Source organism: Labrenzia sp. THAF82, assembly GCF_009363435.1.
Lineage (GTDB): Bacteria > Pseudomonadota > Alphaproteobacteria > Rhizobiales > Stappiaceae > Roseibium > Roseibium porphyridii.
The window spans coordinates 4,153,146-4,173,440 of the sequence record NZ_CP045354.1; the positions used below are offsets into that span (position 1 = coordinate 4,153,146).

General features: G+C 54.3%; 19 protein-coding genes. 10 read left to right on the forward strand and 9 right to left on the reverse strand.

Annotated elements, in window-relative coordinates:
* Positions 1–19: 19 nt before the first annotated feature.
* Together FIV00_RS19080 and FIV00_RS19085 are read right to left on the reverse strand one after the other, a co-directional pair.
* Complete coding sequence (locus tag FIV00_RS19080; RefSeq protein WP_152502242.1) at positions 20–472, reverse strand: DNA polymerase III subunit chi; 453 nt, start codon at positions 470–472, stop codon at positions 20–22.
* Positions 473–924: 452 nt separating this feature from the next.
* A complete protein-coding gene (locus FIV00_RS19085; protein ID WP_152502243.1) occupies positions 925–2,424 on the reverse strand; it encodes a leucyl aminopeptidase in 1,500 nt (499 codons plus the stop codon).
* A gap of 256 nt (positions 2,425–2,680) precedes the next feature.
* Between FIV00_RS19085 and lptF the strand changes: the two genes are divergently transcribed.
* From lptF to FIV00_RS19120, 7 genes are all read left to right on the forward strand, one after another.
* Positions 2,681–3,868: an LPS export ABC transporter permease LptF gene (gene lptF, locus FIV00_RS19090; protein WP_152502244.1), complete on the forward strand. Its 1,188-nt coding sequence runs from the start codon at positions 2,681–2,683 to the stop codon at positions 3,866–3,868.
* Complete coding sequence (gene lptG, locus FIV00_RS19095) at positions 3,865–4,959, forward strand: LPS export ABC transporter permease LptG (RefSeq protein WP_152502245.1); 1,095 nt, start codon at positions 3,865–3,867, stop codon at positions 4,957–4,959. Before lptF ends, lptG begins: the two co-directional genes overlap by 4 nt.
* A gap of 4 nt (positions 4,960–4,963) precedes the next feature.
* Complete coding sequence (locus tag FIV00_RS19100; RefSeq protein ID WP_152502246.1) at positions 4,964–7,339, forward strand: LPS-assembly protein LptD; 2,376 nt, start codon at positions 4,964–4,966, stop codon at positions 7,337–7,339.
* 220 nt (positions 7,340–7,559) lie between these two features.
* Complete coding sequence (locus tag FIV00_RS19105) at positions 7,560–8,480, forward strand: SurA N-terminal domain-containing protein (RefSeq protein ID WP_152502247.1); 921 nt, start codon at positions 7,560–7,562, stop codon at positions 8,478–8,480.
* A gap of 6 nt (positions 8,481–8,486) precedes the next feature.
* Positions 8,487–9,506: a 4-hydroxythreonine-4-phosphate dehydrogenase PdxA gene (gene pdxA, locus FIV00_RS19110; protein WP_152502248.1), complete on the forward strand. Its 1,020-nt coding sequence runs from the start codon at positions 8,487–8,489 to the stop codon at positions 9,504–9,506.
* Positions 9,507–9,523: 17 nt separating this feature from the next.
* Positions 9,524–10,378: a 16S rRNA (adenine(1518)-N(6)/adenine(1519)-N(6))-dimethyltransferase RsmA gene (gene rsmA, locus FIV00_RS19115; RefSeq protein ID WP_152502249.1), complete on the forward strand. Its 855-nt coding sequence runs from the start codon at positions 9,524–9,526 to the stop codon at positions 10,376–10,378.
* Between the two features lie 264 nt (positions 10,379–10,642).
* The gene (locus tag FIV00_RS19120) at positions 10,643–11,596 is read left to right on the forward strand and encodes a LysR family transcriptional regulator (protein WP_152502250.1); all 954 of its coding nucleotides are present in this window, start codon (positions 10,643–10,645) and stop codon (positions 11,594–11,596) included.
* 12 nt (positions 11,597–11,608) lie between these two features.
* Here FIV00_RS19120 and gmk read toward each other — a convergent pair whose 3' ends face one another.
* The 7 genes from gmk to fabD form a co-directional block, all read right to left on the reverse strand.
* Entirely contained in the window at positions 11,609–12,319 is a 711-nt protein-coding gene (gmk, locus tag FIV00_RS19125) for a guanylate kinase (protein WP_152502251.1), read from the reverse strand.
* Between the two features lie 5 nt (positions 12,320–12,324).
* Complete coding sequence (locus tag FIV00_RS19130; RefSeq protein WP_152502252.1) at positions 12,325–13,218, reverse strand: YicC/YloC family endoribonuclease; 894 nt, start codon at positions 13,216–13,218, stop codon at positions 12,325–12,327.
* Positions 13,219–13,259: 41 nt separating this feature from the next.
* The gene (mltG, locus tag FIV00_RS19135) at positions 13,260–14,390 is read right to left on the reverse strand and encodes an endolytic transglycosylase MltG (RefSeq protein ID WP_152502253.1); all 1,131 of its coding nucleotides are present in this window, start codon (positions 14,388–14,390) and stop codon (positions 13,260–13,262) included.
* A 128-nt stretch (positions 14,391–14,518) separates the two neighbouring features.
* Positions 14,519–15,784 carry a beta-ketoacyl-ACP synthase II gene (gene fabF / locus FIV00_RS19140; RefSeq protein ID WP_152502254.1) on the reverse strand — a complete coding sequence of 422 codons (1,266 nt, stop codon included), beginning with the start codon at positions 15,782–15,784 and terminating at the stop codon, positions 14,519–14,521.
* Between the two features lie 87 nt (positions 15,785–15,871).
* The gene (locus FIV00_RS19145; protein WP_008194310.1) at positions 15,872–16,105 is read right to left on the reverse strand and encodes an acyl carrier protein; all 234 of its coding nucleotides are present in this window, start codon (positions 16,103–16,105) and stop codon (positions 15,872–15,874) included.
* 246 nt (positions 16,106–16,351) lie between these two features.
* Entirely contained in the window at positions 16,352–17,089 is a 738-nt protein-coding gene (fabG, locus tag FIV00_RS19150; protein WP_152502255.1) for a 3-oxoacyl-[acyl-carrier-protein] reductase, read from the reverse strand.
* 71 nt (positions 17,090–17,160) lie between these two features.
* Complete coding sequence (fabD, locus tag FIV00_RS19155; protein ID WP_152502256.1) at positions 17,161–18,105, reverse strand: ACP S-malonyltransferase; 945 nt, start codon at positions 18,103–18,105, stop codon at positions 17,161–17,163.
* 524 nt (positions 18,106–18,629) lie between these two features.
* Between fabD and rpsF the strand changes: the two genes are divergently transcribed.
* The 3 genes from rpsF to rplI all read left to right on the forward strand — a co-directional run bounded on the left by rpsF (position 18,630) and on the right by rplI (position 20,016).
* Entirely contained in the window at positions 18,630–19,049 is a 420-nt protein-coding gene (gene rpsF, locus FIV00_RS19160) for a 30S ribosomal protein S6 (protein ID WP_152502257.1), read from the forward strand.
* Positions 19,050–19,055: 6 nt separating this feature from the next.
* The gene (gene rpsR, locus FIV00_RS19165) at positions 19,056–19,304 is read left to right on the forward strand and encodes a 30S ribosomal protein S18 (protein WP_029066450.1); all 249 of its coding nucleotides are present in this window, start codon (positions 19,056–19,058) and stop codon (positions 19,302–19,304) included.
* Between the two features lie 118 nt (positions 19,305–19,422).
* The gene (gene rplI / locus FIV00_RS19170; RefSeq protein WP_152502258.1) at positions 19,423–20,016 is read left to right on the forward strand and encodes a 50S ribosomal protein L9; all 594 of its coding nucleotides are present in this window, start codon (positions 19,423–19,425) and stop codon (positions 20,014–20,016) included.
* Positions 20,017–20,295 lie beyond the last annotated feature (279 nt).

Sequence of the window (20,295 nt, forward strand, 5' to 3'; positions counted from 1 at the left end):
CAGATGCGGAAACGCTTCCCTAAGCCTTGCGCTCCCAGCCCCCGGCCGGGGTTTGCTGCCAATAGGCAATTTCAAACCCCTCCGCCTTGGCTTCCTTCCACCGGTTTCGAGCTTCCTGAACTGCATCGCCGTCATTGCCGTCAAACATGTAGATTGCACGTTTATAAGCAGCCAGTGGAGGTGGTTCCGCTCTATCGACCAGGAAGCGAACATCTGCTTCATTTGGATTGTCCGGTCCTGAAGTCAGGAAGATCGGCTGATGTTCAGCATACCCATCAGCCTTCGTACCATGTGGCAGAAAGCTGTCGTCTGCGAACGTCCACAGATGAGCGTCAAGTGCATTGCAGCGCTCATCGCTTCCGGTTTGCACCACAACTTTCCAGTCTCTCTCCAGGCATTTTAAAAGCAACTGCGGCAAGGCCACTTCAAGCGGCTTGTGCAACAGGTGATAAAATACAACTTCAACGCTCATAGGGCATTCCACTGCTACGCCACATTGATTGTGCGGCTCATATTCCAGCGACCCAGGGTATTGCCGTCGCAGGAGTGATGCAGGCTTGCAACAGCATCGCCTTCAAATTGCCAGAACAACAAAACCGACATAGACAGGCCACAAGACTCGTATCATTAACCCTTCGCAAATGTCGATTGACTAGGGTTCGTCCCCGGGGACGATCCAATGATCATTTTTGATTTGGCTGGTGAACGGTTTTCCCGAACCAGCTCACATAGGGGTTTGGTGAATGCTTGCACGAGTAGTTGTGTTTTTTGCGTTGGTAGCAGTAGTCGCAGGTGCCACAGTTGGAATGGGGCTTTTGGTTGAACCGGCTACGGCCTGCCAAGCTTACAAGACCTGCTAAAGCAAACGCCAGGAATTAAAAAAACCCGCCGATTGGCGGGTTTTTCTTTTTCTGGACAGTGCGCTCAGTTTTCGTAGTGATCGGCTACCAACTGGTTCAAAAGCCGGACACCGTAGCCTGAGGCCCAGCTCTGACAGATTTCGTCCTTGGGAGCCCCGAACGCCGTGCCGGCAATATCCAGGTGCGCCCATGGCACATCATTGGCAAAGCGCTGTAAAAACTGTGCGGCGGTAATGGAGCCAGCCCAGCGACCGCCAATGTTTTTTACGTCGGCGTTAGGCGTATCGATCATCTTGTCATAGCCTTTGGAAAGCGGCAGCCGCCAGAGCGGCTCACCACTGGCCTTGCCAGCCGCCAGAAGATTGTCTGCAAGTTCATCGCTGTTGGAAAAAAGTCCCGCATTCAGATTGCCAAGTGCGACCAGAACAGCGCCTGTCAATGTCGCGAGGTCGATCATGATCGAAGGCTTATATTTTTCCTGCGTGTACCAGAGCGCATCGGCCAACACCAGACGTCCTTCGGCGTCCGTGTTCAAGACCTCGATCGTGGTACCGGACATGGCTGTAACAATGTCTCCCGGCCGCTGAGCGTTGCCATCTGGCATGTTTTCAACAAGAGCGATAACACCGATCACATTGGCTTTGGCTTTCCGGCCCGCGACGGCATGCATAGCGCCAACGACAGCAGCAGCGCCACCCATGTCGCCCTTCATGTCTTCCATGCCGCCTGCCGGTTTGATCGAGATGCCGCCAGTGTCGAAAACAACACCCTTGCCGATCAAAGCAACCGGTGCAGTCCCCTTCTTGCCGCCGTTCCAGCGCATTACGGCCAGTTGCGGGGGCCGGACAGAGCCTTGAGCCACACCAAGAAGAGCGCCCATCTTCAGCTTTTTCATTTCTTTTTCGCCAAGGACTTCAACTTCAACTCCGAGCTTTTCAAGCTCCTGGGCCTTCTTGGCGAATTCAACCGGACCAAGCACATTGGCAGGTTCATTGACGAGATTGCGGGCGAGGATCACACCATCAGCGATCGCTTCGGCCGATCCCCAAGCTTTTTTGGCGGCCTTCTGATCAGCAACTGACAGCGCGAGTTTCAGGTCCTTTGCCTTTTCGCCGTCTTTTTTAGCGGTCTTATAGACATCGAACGCATAGGCACGCAGCTTTGCACCCATGGCAAATTCAGCTTCCAGGTCCGCCGTAAGGTCACTGCCCTCAGGTGCGTCCAAAAGCACAGTTGCAGCGCTCGCTTTTGCAGTTCGAAGGCTCGCCAGAACCGTACCTCCAAACGCACGCCAATCATCCCGGGTCAGGTCATCAGGTTTGCCGATACCGAGGACGATCAGTCGATCAACGGCAAGGCCGGCAGGCGCGACAAGATCCAATGTGGTTTTTTTCTTGCCTTCAAAGCCGGCTATCTCCGCGACACGAGCAAAGCCTCCCTCAAGACCGGACAGGAGTTCATTGGCGATCTGTCCAAAGCTCAGATCTTCGCCGGCAAGGACAACGGCCACTCCACCCTTTGGGGCGGCTGCTTTTGTAAAGGTGATTTTTGCAAGTTTGCTCATGCGACGGTCCTGTAATTTTTTGTTTTGCTGCGGATTGATAAGGAGGCATATCTGGAGTTGCCATCGACTGAAGGCACCCTATCCCCTGGATTGCTGAATTCTCTCCAAATCATGGGGTTTCAACAGCTTTTCGGCAAGTGCTGCAAAAATTAATGTATATTTACCATTCTTCTTCATGGGCCGTTCACCACATTTCGTGTTATTCGGACGTGGGCTGAAAGATCGTCAATTTTACAAGGGACAAGCTCCGGCAGCTATGAAGACGCTTGAACGGTACATTATCCGCCGGACGGTCTATGCTTTCACCCTGACCATTGCGGCCATGACAGGTGTTGTCTGGGCAACGCAGGCACTGCGACAGCTCGATCTCGTCACGTCCAAAGGTCAGACCATCGTGCAGTTTATCGGCATCACCATGCTGGCTCTGCCCTTCCTGATCGTGATCGTTGCTCCCTTTGCACTCATGATTGCGCTGATCCTTGTTCTCAACGCGCTTTCCGGCGACAGCGAACTGATCGTGATCGACGCAAGCGGCGGCTCGCGCTTTCTTGTGCTCAAGCCCGTCATGATTTTTTCCGTCGTTGTTTTGGCGCTGACGGGCACGATGGCGCTTTACGTCGCACCCTTGGGCCTGGCCCAACTCAGAACGGAAATTACCCGCGTTCGCGCCGACCTAGTTGCCAACATCGTCAAACCGGGCCGTTTCATCACCGTCGAAAACGGGCTCACATTTCACATACGAAACCGTTCGGGCAACGGTACCCTGGATGGCCTTCTCCTGCACGACACGCGCGATGAAGAAACTGCCTTCACCTACCAGGCTGAAACGGGTCAGATCGTTGAAGCGTCCGAGCGAACGCTTCTGGTGATGCAGAATGGCACTATTCAGCGGCGTCCGAAACAGGACGGTGACATATCTATCGTGCGCTTTCAGTCCTATGCGTTCGACCTTTCCAATCTTATTCCTGAAGCCGGTGAACCGGTGTTCAAGGCAAGCGAGCGCACAACGGCCAACCTGATGGTGCCTGGCCGAAACGACGCCTATGCCCTCAAAAACCCCGACAAGCTGGCCCAGGAGCTGCACGAGCGTTTCAGCCAGCCGCTCTATTGCATCGCATTCGGTCTCATTGTGTTTGCGTTCCTCGGCAAGGCACGCACAACTCGGCAAGGGCGCGGTGCGGCTGTGCTCGGTGCAATCTGCTCCTGTGTGCTGCTCAGAACGACAGGCTTCGGTGTCACGGCAATAGCCGGTGCTTCTTCCGCAGTTCTGGCGCTGCTCTATGTCGTGCCGATCACCGGGGCTGCTCTTGCCTTGATATCGATCTTCAGGGAACAGAGTTCGGCAGAACCGAAATGGCTCACCAATCTGCAGCTGAAGATCCAGGATCTGATCGATGGCCTTAGTGACCGCCTCAATGGCCGTCGGACCGGAGGCGCAGCATGATCCTGGGCCACACTCTTTCGCTCTATTTTTCAGGCAGATTCCTGAAGGCTATTCTTGGGCTGTTCCTGTTTGCTGCAGTTCTGATCTTCCTGTTTGACGTTTTGGAGCTGGTCCGGCGCGGCGGCGACCGGGAAGGTTTTTCCGTCCTGCGGGTTGCGCTGATTTCGCTTTTGCGAGTGCCGCTTCTGCTGGAACAAGTTATCCCCTTCACTGTGCTGTTCGGTGCGATTGCTGCCTTCGTGACTTTGAGCCGTGCACTTGAACTGGTTGTTGCCCGCGCTTCAGGTATCAGTGTCTGGCAGTTTTCCATGCCGGCAATCGTCGTGGGAATCGTGCTCGGCATTCTTTCCATCACGGTCTACAATCCGGCGGCCGTCTGGTTTCAGCAAAAGTCCGATGAAGTCGCCACGGGCCTCTTTGGATCCGAACAAAACTTTCTTTTGCAAACCTCTTCAGACGTCTGGGTCCGCCAGGACGGACTTGACGGGGAATCAGTGCTTCTGGCCAAAAAGCTTCTTGAAGGCGGGACTTTGCTCGTAGGTGTCACGATTTTCACTTTTGACAAAGACGGCACATTCAGAGAACGGATTGAGGCCGATGAAGCCCGTCTTGGTGATGAAATCTGGTATTTGAGCGATGCGATCGTCTACACCACCGAGCAGGATCCGCAGACTTATGGACGTTACGAAGTCAGCACCTTCCTGACTGCCACCGAAGTTCGCGAAAGCATCGGCTCGCCCGAATCAATTTCGTTCTGGAATTTGCCGCGCTTCATCGAATTGGCAAGAAATGCAGGATTACCGGCCTATCGGTACAATTTGCAGTACCAGACTCTTCTCGCCCGCCCGCTTCTTCTTGTCGCTATGATTCTGATTGCAGCCGCAGTTTCCCTTAAAGTTTCGCGGTTTGGTGGATTGGGAAGTATGATTCTGGGTGGAATCCTGTCCGGGTTCGTGCTTTACGTTCTAACCGAGCTTGCGAAAGACTTTGGAGGTGCGGGAATCGTCCCGCCCCTTCTTGCTGCGTGGGCGCCTGGAATATTTGGAGTACTTATGGGGTTGACTATTCTCTTGCATCAGGAAGATGGCTAAAGCGATGTCTTTTGCAGCATTCCTGAACACAGAGATTTGGTCCAAGAAGGGCAACCTGCTGGCGGCGGTAAGCGCAGTCGCCATAACCGTTGCTGTCTCTTTTCCGATAACTGATACTGCCAAGGCGCAGGATCTCGTGTCCGGGCTTGCCGATGATGTGAATCCGGATGCAGATCTTCTGCTTGAATCCAGTGAGATCACCTACGACTTCGACCGTGACCTGATCGTCGCGACAGGAAACGTTCAGGTTTATTACGACGGCAACACCGTTCAGGCACAGCAGATTGTGTTCGACCGCAAAAGTCAGCAACTGCGCGCAGCTGGCAATGTTATTTTCATCGAAGCGAACGGTACCGTTGTTCGCACTGAAGAAATGGTGTTGTCGGAAGATTTCTCAGAGGGCTTTGCCAGAGCGCTGCAGATCGACACGACCAAGCGTACGCGTTTCATTGCCGAACAGGCGCGGCGCGAAGGCAGTAACGTCACAACGATCGATAACGGCCTCTATACGGTTTATACGAAACCAACCAACCCGCCGAACAAGCCACCTCTGTGGCGCGTGAGAGCTGAAAAGATCATCCACAACCAGCAGGAAAAGGTGATCCGGTTCGAGAACGCAGCTTTCGAGGTGTATGGCCAACCGATTGCTTATCTGCCCTACCTGTCAATGCCGGATCCGACGGTCAAGAGAAAATCGGGCTTCCTGATGCCGGAAGGTGTCATCAACGACAAGCTCGGCTACGGCGTTACGATTCCCTATTACTGGGCCCTCGCCCCGAATTATGACGTCACCACCATTTTGACCCCTTTGACCAAACAGGGTGTCTTTGGTGACGTTGAAGCACGCTATCGGTTTTCATCGGGCCAAATCAGTGTGTCGGGTGCTGGACTTTATCAGGCGCAGCCGAACAACTTCACCACGTCTCGCGCAGACGAGCGCTGGCGTGGTGCGATCAACTCAAAGGGTTCTTTCAGTCTTGCGAAAGACTGGACCCTTGGTTGGAACCTGACCTACAAAAGCGATCGCCAGTTCTTCCAGGATTATTCCTTCACAAGCTTTAGCGGAAACGGCGACACCTCGGAGATCTATCTGGAAGGCAGAACAGACAGCAATGCGCTGACCGTCAGGGGCTATGCCTACCAAATCTCCCAGGAGGACTACACCGACAGTCAGTTTAATGCGAACGGCTTCTCTCCTGTCGGCAGTTCGCTTCAGGACAAGCAACCGCTGGTTCTTCCGGTGATCGATTATGATTATGTGTTCGCCGATCCAATCCTTGCCGGCGAACTGGCGTTAACGGCGAACTTCACGTCGCTGACACGCGATGAGACCGATGCGTTCTCGGTGGACGGCGGCACAACGCCCAAGTTCCGCGGCGTTGACGGAACTTTTTCGCGTCTTTCCTTAAAAGGAAACTGGCGCAAGACGTTTATCGACCCCCTCGGGCAGACCTTTACGCCATTTGCCTATATGCGCGGCGACCTGTTCTTCCTTGCTTCGCCTGATTCAGATGTGACGGCGTTGAGCGGCGAGAGTTTTGTCGGTCGTGCCATGCCTGCGGTCGGCATGGAATACCGATATCCATTTGTCGCAACCTTTAACGGCGGCAATCAGATACTTGAGCCGGTTGCCCAAATCGTCGCGCGCCCGAATGAACAGCGGATCGGAGAATTGCCGAACGATGATGCTCAAAGCATCGTCTTCGACACCACAACTCTTTTCGACTACGATAAATTCTCTGGCTTCGACCGTGCTGAAGGCGGTACGCGCGTGAATGTTGGCCTGAATTACAAACTGCAGCTTGATAGCGGCTACTACGTCAGCGGTCTCTTCGGCCGGTCCTATCACATTGCCGGCGAAAACTCTTACGCGACACCTGACATCCTTGGCGCTACGCAGGATTCCGGCCTTGAGACAGACCTGTCCGACTATGTCGGCAGTCTTTATATCGATACACGCTATGGCGTGAAGGTCGGTGCCCAGGCTCGGCTCGACAAGGAAGACCTGACCATCAACCGCATGCAGGCTCAGGCAAGCGCGATCTATGGTCCCGTCGTTTCGTCTCTGGCCTATGCCTTCCTGAACGCACAACCCGACATCGGAATCGACGATCCTCGAGAGGAATTGCTTGGTTCGGCCAGCTTGCGCCTTGAGGAAAACTGGCGCGTTTTCGGCTCCATGCGCTATGATCTTCAGAACAGCAATATCGTTCAGGATGGATTCGGCATTGGCTATGACGATGAAGGGTTCTCCTTCTCGGTTTCCTACGCTGAAGACCGCAGCCGGAATGATGGCGATGAAGTGAACAGAACACTTTATTTCCGGATTGGGTTGAGAACCATCGGCAATACACAAGTATCAAGCGGTGCTCTTAACTGATACACGTTTCGCGCTAGAAACGGTTGGGTTTTGACCATCACAAATGCGTTGGGTCATCTTACCGCCACGAATTTTGACCACATTTGCTGAAATTTTGAAATTAAAGTCATGATGTGCGAAACATCATGGCACTAGAAAACAAAGCGATAGGCGGTTTGTTGAAATCGTCGAAATGCTTAAAACTTCGGTTTGGCCAAAGGCCAGCACGGATGGTTCATCAATGCGACTTCGTCTTGCCCCAATTTTCCTCAGTCTAGGTCTGATCCTGGCAACGCCGTTGGCGATGCCAGCACATGCAGCTATCAAGGTGATCGTCAACGACGTTCCGATTACCGACTACGACATTACGCAGCGTGCGCGCCTGATTACGCTCACACAGCGGAAATCGGCTTCTGTCGCTAAGCGTCAGGCCGCAGAAGAGCTCGTAGACGATCAAGTCAAGCTGGCAGAAGCAGATCGTGTCGGCATCGAAGTCTCGCAAAGCGAAGTCGACGGTGCATTCAACAACATCGCTCGCGGTGTCAAAATGACACCATCAAAGCTGTCTTCGGCCCTGCGTCAGGGTGGTGTTCAACCCGACACACTGAAAAAACGCCTGAAGGCACAATTGGCCTGGAATCAGCTGTTGCGGCGTAAATTCAGTGGACGTGTTGAAGTCGATGAATCTGACATTATCGCAGCACTCCAGAAAACCGATGAGGAAGAGCGCAGGACGTCTGTCGAATATGATCTCAAGCGCGTCATCGTTGTCGTTCCGAAGAGCTCTTCTGGTGGATTTAAATCCAAACGCAAACGCGAAAGCAATCAGATCCGCGCCTCCTTCGACGGCTGCGACAATGCCGGCGCCCTGCTCGGGAAATACAGCGAAGTCGTTGTGCAACCCATTGGCCGCAGGTTGGAAACAGAATTGCCGGAAGGTCTCAAGGATGAAATATCGGCTCTGAAACCGGGCAAATTGACGAAACCGTCGAACTCGCCTGTTGGCTACGAAATGATTGCGGTCTGCGGGAAACGGGAAATAGCTTCTGACATTGCAGTCAGAACCAAACTCGAAAACGAAATCCGCAGCGAAGAAAGCCAACGTCAGTCCCGTCGGTATCTGCTTGAAGTCCGCCGCCGCGCCACAATCATTTATCGTTGATCTGACATGAAACCCACGCCTTTACCGCTTGCGGTCAGCATGGGTGAACCTGCTGGCATCGGCCCGGATTTGGTCCTGCTTGCCTGGAAAAACCGGAAGTCGCTCCAGCTGCCACCATTCTACATTCGTGGTGATCGCACCCTTTTTGAGAGCCGCGCGGCGCGACTGGGTCTGAATGTGCGCATGGCTGATATCAGTCCTGAAGAGGCTGTACAGGTTTTCACCAAGTCTCTTCCAATCGTGCAGACGGGTCCAGCAATTGAAGACAAGCCAGGTGAAGAGCAGGAAGCAGCCGCACGCTCGGTTGTGATGTCAATCGAGAACTGCGTGGAAGACATTGCCAACGGTTTGGCAGCAGCAATTGTTACCAACCCGATCAACAAGGCAGCGCTCTATAAAACCGGCTTCAGCTTTCCAGGACACACCGAATTTCTCGGGGACCTGGCGAAGAAACACTGGCCGGACCAACATGCAAATCCAGTGATGATGATTGCCGGACCGGAACTCATGGTGGTCCCAGTCACCATTCATATCCCGTTGAAAGACGTTCCGGACACGCTCGAAACCGACTTGATCATCGAAACTGCGCGCATTACCGCTGACGACCTCAAAACCAGATTTGGCTATTCAGATCCGCGCTTGGCGGTTTGCGGTCTTAATCCACATGCAGGCGAAAATGCGACAATGGGAACTGAGGACCGCGACGTCGTCGAACCGGCAATTAAAAAACTGGTCGAGATGGGCATCACCGCCACTGGGCCCCATTCAGCGGACACCCTGTTTCACGCGGCAGCGCGCAAGACCTATGACTGTGTCCTGGGCATGTATCACGATCAGGTTCTGGTGCCCGCCAAAACAATTGGCTTTGATGACAGCGTCAATATCACGCTTGGACTGCCTTTTGTTCGTACCTCTCCGGACCACGGCACTGCCTACAGCCTTGCCGGCACAGGTTCGGTTCGGATCGACAGCTTTGCGGCCTCGCTGCGCATGGCATCGGTGCTTGCCAATCCAGAACGCCTCTAAATCGCTGACAGGATCTGATGGCTCAAATCGACGACCTGCCGCCGCTTCGCGAAGTGATCGCTAATCACGGTCTCAATGCCAAAAAGTCATTGGGTCAGAACTTTTTGCTCGACCTCAACCTGACATCGCGAATTGCACGCTCTGCAGGAAGCCTCGAGGACTGCACGGTCCTTGAGATTGGACCCGGCCCAGGCGGACTGACACGAGCTCTGCTTGCATCAGGCGCAAAAAAGGTTGTTGCAATCGAAAAAGACAGCCGTTGTCTGCCTGCCCTCGCGCAGATAGCCGATCATTATCCCGGACGACTTGAAGTGATAGAAGGTGACGCACTTCAGATAGACCCGGTTTCAATAACTGGTGACGACAAAGTCCGCATTGCGGCCAATCTTCCCTATAACGTTGGTACCCAGCTTCTGATCAACTGGATTACCACTGAGACCTGGCCACCCTTCTGGTCTTCACTTACCTTGATGTTTCAAAAGGAAGTGGGAGAACGGATTGCCGCCGTACCCGGATCCAAGGCATATGGCCGCCTTGGTGTATTGGCTGGATGGCGCTGCAAAGGCGGTATCCTCTTTGACATCAGCCCCAAAGCTTTTACACCTCCGCCAAAGGTGACGTCGGCTGTTGTGCATCTCACACCAAACAATAAACCTCTTCCCTGCGATCTGAAATCTCTGGAGAGAGTAACGGCCGCTGCATTCGGACAGAGACGTAAAATGCTGCGTGCTAGCCTTAAGTCCCTTGCACCAAACACTGAGAGCCTTATCGAAGACGCTGGTTTAAGGCCAACAGCCCGGGCCGAAGAAATCGACATTGAAGGTTTTGTTGCACTCAGCAATGTCTTTAGGGACGCCGCCACTTCCGTATGAGCCAGCCAGCCGACCTGGAAATTGGAGAGCGCTCAACTGGCTGCAATTGAGAGCCGCATTCAAGCCTCTTTCTGAACGTTTCAGGGTCGTTCAGGCCAATATCTTTTTGCAAATGGGCCGACAGACCATTCCCAAATCTGTGCAGCGCATACGAGGCGCGAAGTTGCCTGGGTTGCCGGTGTCCAAGCGATGCGAGCCAAGTGTAAAGCATGAGTGGCCTCCATTGCGACAATGGCAAAGTGTCAGACAATGAGGCCAATGTAATTGAATGATATTGCATGCTATCATTCAAATATGAATGACTTCGATTTCGACTGGGATACCATTCGTGTATTTCTGGCAGTTGCTGAGAACGAGAGCCTCAGCCGTGCAGCGGAAACGCTTGCGTTATCGCAACCAACCGTTGGACGGCACATTGCACGACTGGAAGATCGGCTCGGAGTGCAACTGTTTGACAGACGGCAAACAGGTTATGTGCTGACAGAAGGCGGAATGCGGCTCGTCAAGGTTGCCAGGTCCATGGCGCGGGGCGCTGCTGACTTCCAAAGAGCTGTGGATTTTGAAAAGGCTGGAAGTGTTGAGCAAGTTTGCCGGATCACTCTGGGAGAATGGGGTCAACACTTTCTGTCACATCATGTTCCAGTGCTCGTCGACGGCCTTGGAAATGTCCGCATCGAACTTTATGCAGATGACACCTTTTGGGATCTCAGTCGAAACTCTGCAGACATCGCGGTCGGAAACCAGGCCCCTACCCAATCTCATCTGATTGCGCAAAAGCTGGGTGAGCGCGGCTTTTATGTCTACGCATCTTCCGACTATCTCAAAAAGCACGCAGATGCCTACGACCCTACATCCTGGTCAACTCAGATCTGGGCCGGATACTGCGGAGCAAGAGCCAAGCTGCGTTCTTCCCAATTGCTGGCTGGCATATTGGATGGATCGCCCTGCAGATATGCCGTCAACAATTCTCGAGCCTTATTGGATATTCTGCGAACAGGTGAAGCGATGGGGATCTTGCCGGACTGGATTGGCGAACATGAAGACTTACGACGCTTGAACCGAGAGCCACTCGCGCTTGGAAACTCCTGGATGAGCTTCCATGAAAGATTGCGGCTACACCCCGATCTTGCCAAAGTCAAAGACCGGATCGCAGCTCTGTATCGACAACGATATGCCGAAACCTCTCAAAGCCTTGAGACATCCCATGAACCAGAATGATAGAGAGACGCTTCAGGCTTTGTTTTCGCCGAGTTCCGTCTCCAGATCATCGACCATGCCTTGAATGAGCGGGCCGATTTTGGGCGACCGGAACTGCTTCAGTCGTTCTGCTTTCAAGATGGCGCGGACATTCTCATAGGCGCGCTCCAGATCGTCGTTGACAACCACATAGTCGTATTTCGACCAGTGGCGCATTTCTCCGACCGCTGTTTTCATGCGTTTAGCGATAATCTCGTCAGAATCTTCTGCACGCCGTTTCAATCGCGACTTCATCTCGGCAATCGACGGCGGCAGAATGAAAACTGAAACGACATCGTTGCGCATTTTGTCGAACAGCTGAAATGTTCCCTGAATATCGATATCGAAGAGAATGTCGCGCCCGTTCTCAATCGCGTTTTCAACCGGTCCTCTTGGCGTGGCGTAGTGGTTCCCGTGTACCTCGGCCCATTCCAGCAGCTCATCGGAATCACGCATTTGCTCAAAACGCTTGCCGTCCAGAAAGTGGTAGTGAACACCGTCAACTTCGCTTGAACGCCGCGCACGCGTCGTTACGGAGATCGACAGGGCAAGATTATCCTCTTTCTCCAAAAGCAGGCGGGCAATCGTCGATTTGCCAGCGCCGGAAGGAGACGACAAAACAAGCATCAGGCCCCGGCGCTGTTGCTCCGCCTGTTCAGCACTGACGGTGGTCCCGCTGGTTGTACCAACAGCTGCGTCGGTCATTTGGCTCACTCCAGGTTTTGTATCTGCTCGCGCATCTGATCGATGACCGCTTTCAAGTCCAGTCCGATTGCGGTCAGATCAACGTCGTTCGACTTGGAACACAGAGTGTTCGCTTCGCGATTAAATTCTTGCGCCAGGAAATCCAGGCGTCTGCCGATGGCGCCCCCGCTATCCATGAGTTCTCTGACGGCAGTCACATGAGCATGCAACCTGTCGAGTTCTTCGCGTATGTCCACTTTGGTGGCAAGAAAGACTGCTTCTTGATGAAGTCGCTGCGGATCCAGTTGACCGTCGGCCGCCTCCAGCAAATCGGTCAGCTGCTTTTTCAGCCTCGCCTTGATTGCCTCAGGCTTGCGTGCCGGCAAAACTTCGGCTGCCTGTGTCAGGTCCGCGATCCTGTCGATCTGGTCACGAACAACAGACCCGATTGCCTTTCCTTCCGTGTGGCGCATGTCCACCAGGTCGATCAAGGCAGCGTCCAGTGAAGTCAAAAGCGCGTTGTGCAAGGCCAACTGCGCAACTTCGTCGTCTTCCGGCTCCTTGAGTTCGAACACACCTTTCTGAGACAGAATTCCATCGACCGACGGAGGTGCCAGTTCAGGAACGCGATTTTTTAACAACTCGATGGTTACCAGAACCGCTTCCAACGCGGATTCGTTCACCTGCAACTGTTGCTCGGACTGGTCCCGGTTCATGGACAGACCAATAGAGACGTTGCCTCGTCTCAGCACCTTCGCGCAACGTTCTCTGATCTTTGGTTCGAGAGTTTCCAGACCGGTTGGGATTCTGATCCGAAGATCCAGAGACTTGCCGTTGACGGATCTGAGTTCCCAGGTCCAACGAACCGGACCGGATTCTCCAATCGACCTGGCAAACCCTGTCATGCTGGCTAGCGCCATTACCCCCTCCGGATCTGTTGTGATCGGGCCCGCACTCCCGGTTAATTCGATGTTTCCGGCTGAGTCGTCTGTTCTTGTTCTGCCTGCCGGCGTTCACGCTCGATCTCTCGCCATTTGCGAACATTCGCCTGATGCTGCTCATACGTCTCGGCAAAAACATGTCCGCCTGTACCATCGGCCACAAAGAAGAGATCCTGCGTTCGCGATGGATTTGCCACCGCTTCCATGGCAGCGCGACCGGGATTGCCAATCGGACCAGGCGGCAGACCGTCGATCTGATAGGTGTTGTAGTCGTTCTCGGCACGCAATTCTGATTGCTTGATCGCCGAACGATCCTTCAACCATGCCTCACCGCCATAAAGGCCATAAAGTATCGTCGGGTCGGACTGCAAACGCATGTTTTTGTTCAAGCGGTTTACAAAGACACCTGCCACGCGCGGACGCTCATCCGCCAAGGCTGTTTCCTTCTCAACGATAGAAGCAAGGATCACCAGTTCTTCAGGTGTTTCGACGGGAAGGCCTTCGGTTCTGCGTTCCCAAACCTCGGCAAGCAGTTTTTCCTGTGCCGCCTTCATCTGATTCAATACGTCCTGACGGGCAGCTCCACGAGCAAATGTGTAGGTATTGGGAAGCAATTCGCCTTCGATGGGCACTTCCGTGATTTCGCCGGTGAGGATCGGATGTTCACGCACTCGCTCAAGGATCTGCGCCGTTGTCCAGCCTTCCGGAATGGTCACCGAGTGAACAACCGCGTTGCCTTCGACAAGATCTGTCATCACCTTCTGCATCGACACGCCTGGTGCAAATGCATATTCGCCGGCCTTCAACTTGGTCGCGTTCTTGTAAAACCGAATTCCGAGATTGAAGATCCATTCATCGATGAGGCTGTCCCCGATGACACCCTGGCCGGAAAGTCGGTTGGTGATGCCCGTGAGGCCAGCACCGGATGATATGACGACGGTGGCTTCCTGTTGAAGTGGGCCATCCTCTTCGAACTTTTCCTTTCCGAAGTACAGTGCACCACCAACCGCTGCGAGACCGAAGACCGCCAGCGTGATCACGAGATTGATCAAGATTACCAGAGGATTGCGGACATGCCTTGACCGCTGCGGCGGCTCTGGCGCAGGTTCAGGCTGCAGGGCTTCACGCGGGCTTTTCGGCTTAATGCGCATATTTAGCGGCACCTCCAGGATTGAGCCTCACATCCGGGATAATGAGCCCAATCGGATCAGTTGTCACAGTCAATTTCCCGAGCCGGACTTTTAACGAATCGTGCCCGGCTGGAGAGAAATTGAATGAGTTATGCGGCAACTTTACGGAAGACGAGGGAAGCATTTGTGCCACCAAAGCCGAATGAATTCGACAAGGCAACATTGATGTCCAACTTCTTCGGCTTGTGCGCAACCAGATCGATTTCCGTTTCAACGGACGGATTGTCAAGGTTGATCGTTGGCGGAGCCATTCCGTCACGAATGGCCAGCACAGAGAATATGGATTCCACAGCGCCAGCGGCCCCCAGCAAATGGCCTATTGAAGACTTGGTCGACGACATGGTCAGACCCGAAGCATGTTCGCCTGCAAGGCGTGTGACGGCGCCGAGCTCAATTTCATCGCCGAGCGGCGTTGAAGTCCCATGAGCATTCACATAGTCGACATCCGCAGGAGTTACCTCGGCACGCTTCAGCGCAGCTTCCATGCAGCGGTAGGCACCATCACCATCCGAAGAAGGCGCTGTTATGTGGTAGGCGTCTCCGGAGAGGCCATATCCAATGACCTCGGCATAGATGTTTGCGCCGCGTTTGACCGCATGTTCGTATTCTTCCAGAACGACAACACCGGCTCCTTCACCCATGACGAACCCGTCACGGGCTACATCATATGGCCGCGAGCCTTTTTCCGGAGTGTCGTTAAATGCGGTGGACAACGCACGGCAAGCTGCAAAACCGGCGAGAGCCAATCGGCAAACCGGAGACTCAGTGCCACCGGCAACCATCACATCGGCATCACCGAAGGCAATCAAGCGTGAAGCATCGCCAATAGCATGAGCACCCGTCGAACAAGCAGTCACAACTGCATGGTTCGGGCCTTTCAGGCTGTGGCGAATTGAAACGTAACCGCCGGCCAGGTTGATCAGTCGACCGGGAATAAAGAACGGGCTAACCCTGCGCGGGCCTTTTTCGGCCAGCAGATGGGCACCTTGTTCAATTCCCTGAAGCCCCCCGATACCGGACCCGATCAACACGCCTGATCTGGCTTGTTGCTCATACGTTTCGGCCTTGAAACCGGAGTCCGCCATGGCTTGATCGGCAGCGGCCATTGCATAGACAATGAAGTCGTCGACTTTGCGCTGTTCCTTGACGTCCATCCAGTCATCCGGATTGAACGCGCCTTCTTTAGCAGAATCGCGCGGGATCTGACAGGCAATCTGGCAGGCCAGATCGTCAACCTTGAAATTGTCGACCTTGTTGGCCCCGCTTTTACCTTCGAGGATCTTTTTCCAAGTGACATCGACACCGCTGCCAAGCGGCGTGACCATGCCCAACCCAGTTACGACTACTCGCCTCATACACCCGCACTTACTGTTGAAGGGCCTGGCGGAGCATATCCCCGCCGGCCCGATCTTCATACACTCACAAAAAGAAGGGCAATGCCCTTACTTGTTGGCTTCCAGGAATTTGACAGCGTCGCCCACAGTGAGAATGGTTTCTGCCGCTGTGTCCGGGATTTCTACGCCGAATTCTTCTTCGAAGGCCATGACCAGCTCAACGGTGTCAAGGCTGTCCGCACCCAGGTCGTCGATGAAGCTTGCGCCTTCGACAACTTTTTCTGCGTCAACACCGAGGTGTTCCACGACGATCTTCTTTACCCGATCCGCGATATCGCTCATCTTTCACTTCCTTAGTTTTCTTCTAATCATATCTCGCGACCTGCCCCTGACCGGTTTTCCAAAAAGCGGAGGCGCGACATCGCGGTCTTCAAGATGCCAATACGCATCCAAACCGGAAAACCGGACTTGAATGCGCATTTCGTAACAATCGGCGGGTTGGTAACACACTTTGTTGACCTTTACCAGCCGGTCCAGAACGCTTGTCAACGGCCCGGATTCGTTTTGCCTTCCCGGCAAATTTTCCTTTTAAATCATTGCCATGCCACCATTTACGTGCAGGGTCTGTCCTGTCACATAGGCGGCTTCGTCACTGGCAAGATAAAGGGCGGCTGAAGCGATTTCAGCCGAAGTGCCCAAACGCCCGGCAGGGACGCTGGTCAAAATCGATTCTTTTTGCTTGTCATTCAGCGCGTCGGTCATCGCCGTTTCGATGAAACCAGGGGCGATCGTATTGACGGTGATGTTCCGGCTGGCAACTTCTCTGGCAAGAGATTTGTACATGCCAATCATGCCGGCCTTTGCCGCAGCGTAGTTCACCTGGCCCGGATTTCCGGTCACACCGACAACCGACGTGATACCAACAATGCGCCCAGAACGGCGTTTCATCATGCCCTTGATCGCTGCACGACAGAGACGGAAACCGGACGTCAAATTGACTTCCAGAACCTGGTCCCACTCGTCATCCTTCATACGCATGAAGATATTGTCCCGGGTAATACCTGCGTTGTTGACCAGAATGTCGACCGAACCCATCTTTTCTTCCGCCTGGGGAAGAAGAGCATCTACGGCCTCGCGGTCAGACAGGTTGGCTGGAGTTACGAACGCACGTTCGCCGAGGTCGGCGGCAAGTGCCTCCAGTTTTTCGGCCCTTGTTCCAGACAGAGAAACCGTCGCACCTTGAGCATGCAGCGCACGGGCGATTGCCTCACCGATGCCGCCGGTCGCACCCGTGACAAGTGCGTTTTTCCCTTCCAAACTGAACATTAGGGGTCCTTCCCTCGTCGGTCCTTGCCCCGTTCGGGGCTTTTGATGGTGAAACCTACAGAAAAAGCGGCCTATCCGGAAAGCTTTTCCAGTAGCGCATCGATGTCTTCAGGTGTGTTGACGGCAATACCGGTTGCTTCCTTTGCGATCCGACGGACCATTCCCGTCAGAACCTTGCCGGTCCCGGCTTCCACAAAGGTCTCAACTCCGTTTTCAGCTAGCCAGGTGATGCTCTCACGCCAGCGGACGGTTCCGGTTACCTGCTCAACGAGGCGATCGCGAATATCAGCCGGATCTGAAACAGGTGCAGCAAGAACATTGGCCACCAGCGGTACTGTTGGCGCCTTGATGTCGGCACTCGCAAGCGCTGCTGCCATAGCATCTGCTGCCGGCGCCATCAGGGAACAATGAAACGGTGCACTGACAGGCAACATCACCGCACGACGCGCGCCCTTGGCCTTGGCAATCTCCACTGCGCGCTCAACAGCTGCGAGATGACCGGAGACGACCACTTGTCCAGGTGCGTTGTCATTCGCTGCCTGGCAGACTTCGCCCTGGGCGGCATCTTCAGCAACTTCCACAGCGGTTTCGAAATCAAGACCGAGAAGAGCCGCCATAGCCCCCTGTCCCACAGGAACGGCGTTTTGCATGGCATCGCCTCTTACCCGCAAAAGCCTTGCCGCGGTAGCAACATCGAAGCTGCCGGCTGCCGCAAGCGCCGAATACTCTCCCAGCGAGTGACCAGCGACAAAAGCAGCGGTCGATTTGAGATCAAGACCTTTTGCTTCCAGAACGCGCATTGTTGCCAGACTGACCGCCATCAACGCAGGCTGGGCGTTCGCGGTGAGTGTCAGGGCATCCTCAGGCCCATTCCACATAATGTCGGACAGTTTCTGGCCCAAGGCCTCATCGACTTCGTCAAAGACTGCTCTTGCTTCCGGAAAGGCATCCGCAAGTGCCTTGCCCATGCCTACACTCTGGCTGCCCTGACCGGGAAATGTGAATGCAATCGTCATCTGAAATCGCCTCCGAGACACGTGCGCGGGACCGGAATGCTTTCGCGTTCTGCGCCCGGCTTTAATTAGAAAGCGGCATACCAACCCGGGGATGGGCTGAAGTCGAACTTGGCGCGAGGCTATGATACGCTCTTGACCTAACTGTCAAGGCCCTGCGCCAGGATTTCTCAATTTCAGTCGATTTTGCGCGACTTGTTAGCCCCATACACATGCGCCGTCCTACCAAGCATGCCGAACAAGCTAGAAGCCAGCGCGATCGTTGCCAAGGACTGTTGCGCGCTGTGGAGGATCAACTGTCCGCAGTTTTCGCTCACCAAGTCTTGCATTTTCTCCCGAAAGGAGTATAGAGCGCGCTTCATCCGAGGTTTGGCCGGGGGCTGAACGGAAGGGCGCTAGCCAGGGTTTTCTCAAAAGACCCGACTTCCCGTGTTCCCGCTCTCGTTAGATTTCTCGTGCCTTTCCGGGGTTGCGAGGAGGCTCTGCGCCAGATCTCGTGTTGTCAACTTGAGGAAAGGCTTGTTTCCATGCCTCTTTATGAGCACGTGTTCCTGGCACGCCAGGACGTTTCGGCCCAACAGGTCGAACAACTTGTCGAACAGTACAAGGGCCTGATCGAAGGCGCCGGCGGTAAAGTCGGAAAAATCGAAAACTGGGGTCTTCGGACTCTCGCTTACCGCATCAAGAAGAACCGCAAGGCTCACTACACTTTGATGAACATCGAGGCACCGCACGCCGCTGTTGCCGAGATGGAACGCCAGATGGGTCTGAGCGAAGACGTCCTGCGTCACATGACATTCCGTGTCGACGAACTGGATGAAGAGCTTTCCGCAATGATGCAGAAGCGCGACCGTGACGATCGCCGTGGTGGCGGACGTGGCGACCGCGGTGACCGAGGTGAGCGTTCTGGTGGTGGCCGTCCGCCGCGCCGGACCGAAGAGGAGTAAGAGACAATGGTTGATATTGCACAGCTTCCGAGCCGCCGTCCCTTCTTCCGTCGTCGGAAGACTTGCCCGTTCTCCGGTTCAAACGCACCGAAGATCGACTACAAGGACATCCGTCTGCTGCAGCGCTATATTTCCGAGCGCGGCAAGATCGTCCCGAGCCGTATCACCGCGGTTTCGGCGAAGAAGCAGCGTGAACTGGCCCGCGCAATCAAACGCGCCCGCCTTCTCGGCCTGCTGCCTTTCGTGATCAGCTAAGCGTTTCTGGCTTTCAGAAACACCCCTCTCCCGGGTTCTTCCCGGGAGACCCGTATTGGGACTGCGGGCAAACGGTCTCTAACCATTGGGCTCACCAATGGGACAGTAGGAGATAAACATGCAAGTTATCCTTCTTGAGCGTATCGCCAGGCTCGGCCAGATGGGCGACAAGGTTCGTGTACGCGACGGCTACGCCCGCAACTACCTTCTGCCGCAAGGCAAGGCACTGCGCGCCAACAAAGCCAATCTTGAGCGTTTCGAACGTGAACGCGCCCAGCTTGAAGCACGTAACCTTGAGCGCAAGTCCGAGGCAGAAGCAGTTGCTTCCAAACTCGACGGCGAATCCCTTGTCATGATCCGCTCTGCGGGTGAGACCGGACAGCTTTACGGTTCCGTGTCTACGCGCGACATTGCTGAAGGCCTCACCGAAAGCGGCTTCAGCGTTGCTCGCAGCCAGGTTGAACTGCGCACACCGATCAAAACCATCGGCCTGCACTCGGTGCTAATTCAGCTTCATCCGGAAGTCGAGGTCAGCATCTCTGTAAATGTTGCCCGTTCTGAAGACGAAGCTGTCCGCCAGGCTGCTGGTGAAGACCTCACCACTCCTGAACAGGATGTCTTCGAATTTGAAGAAGACGAAGAAGCAGAAGAAGAAAGCACCGAAGAAGGCGCTGAAGCAACCGAAGAAGCTGCTGCTGAAGAAGAAGCCTAAGGGCCTGAATTCAACTTTACCGGCTAAAGATCAACGGCGCTGTTTTCAGCGCCGTTTTTCTTTTGCCAGTTATTTATTTCCCATCATCTACGCGGCACTTCATTCGGTGAATTCAGAGTCTCATTCAAGGCCTTGAAACTCATGACAAATTTATTAAGTTTCCATTTACCTTTACAAAAAATTGTTTGATTTCAAACACTAAGAGCTACAGCCTTGAGTCTTCAATCGACTTTAGAGTCAAGCGAGATTCGATTCTTTCCCCGTTGATCTGTGGATCTC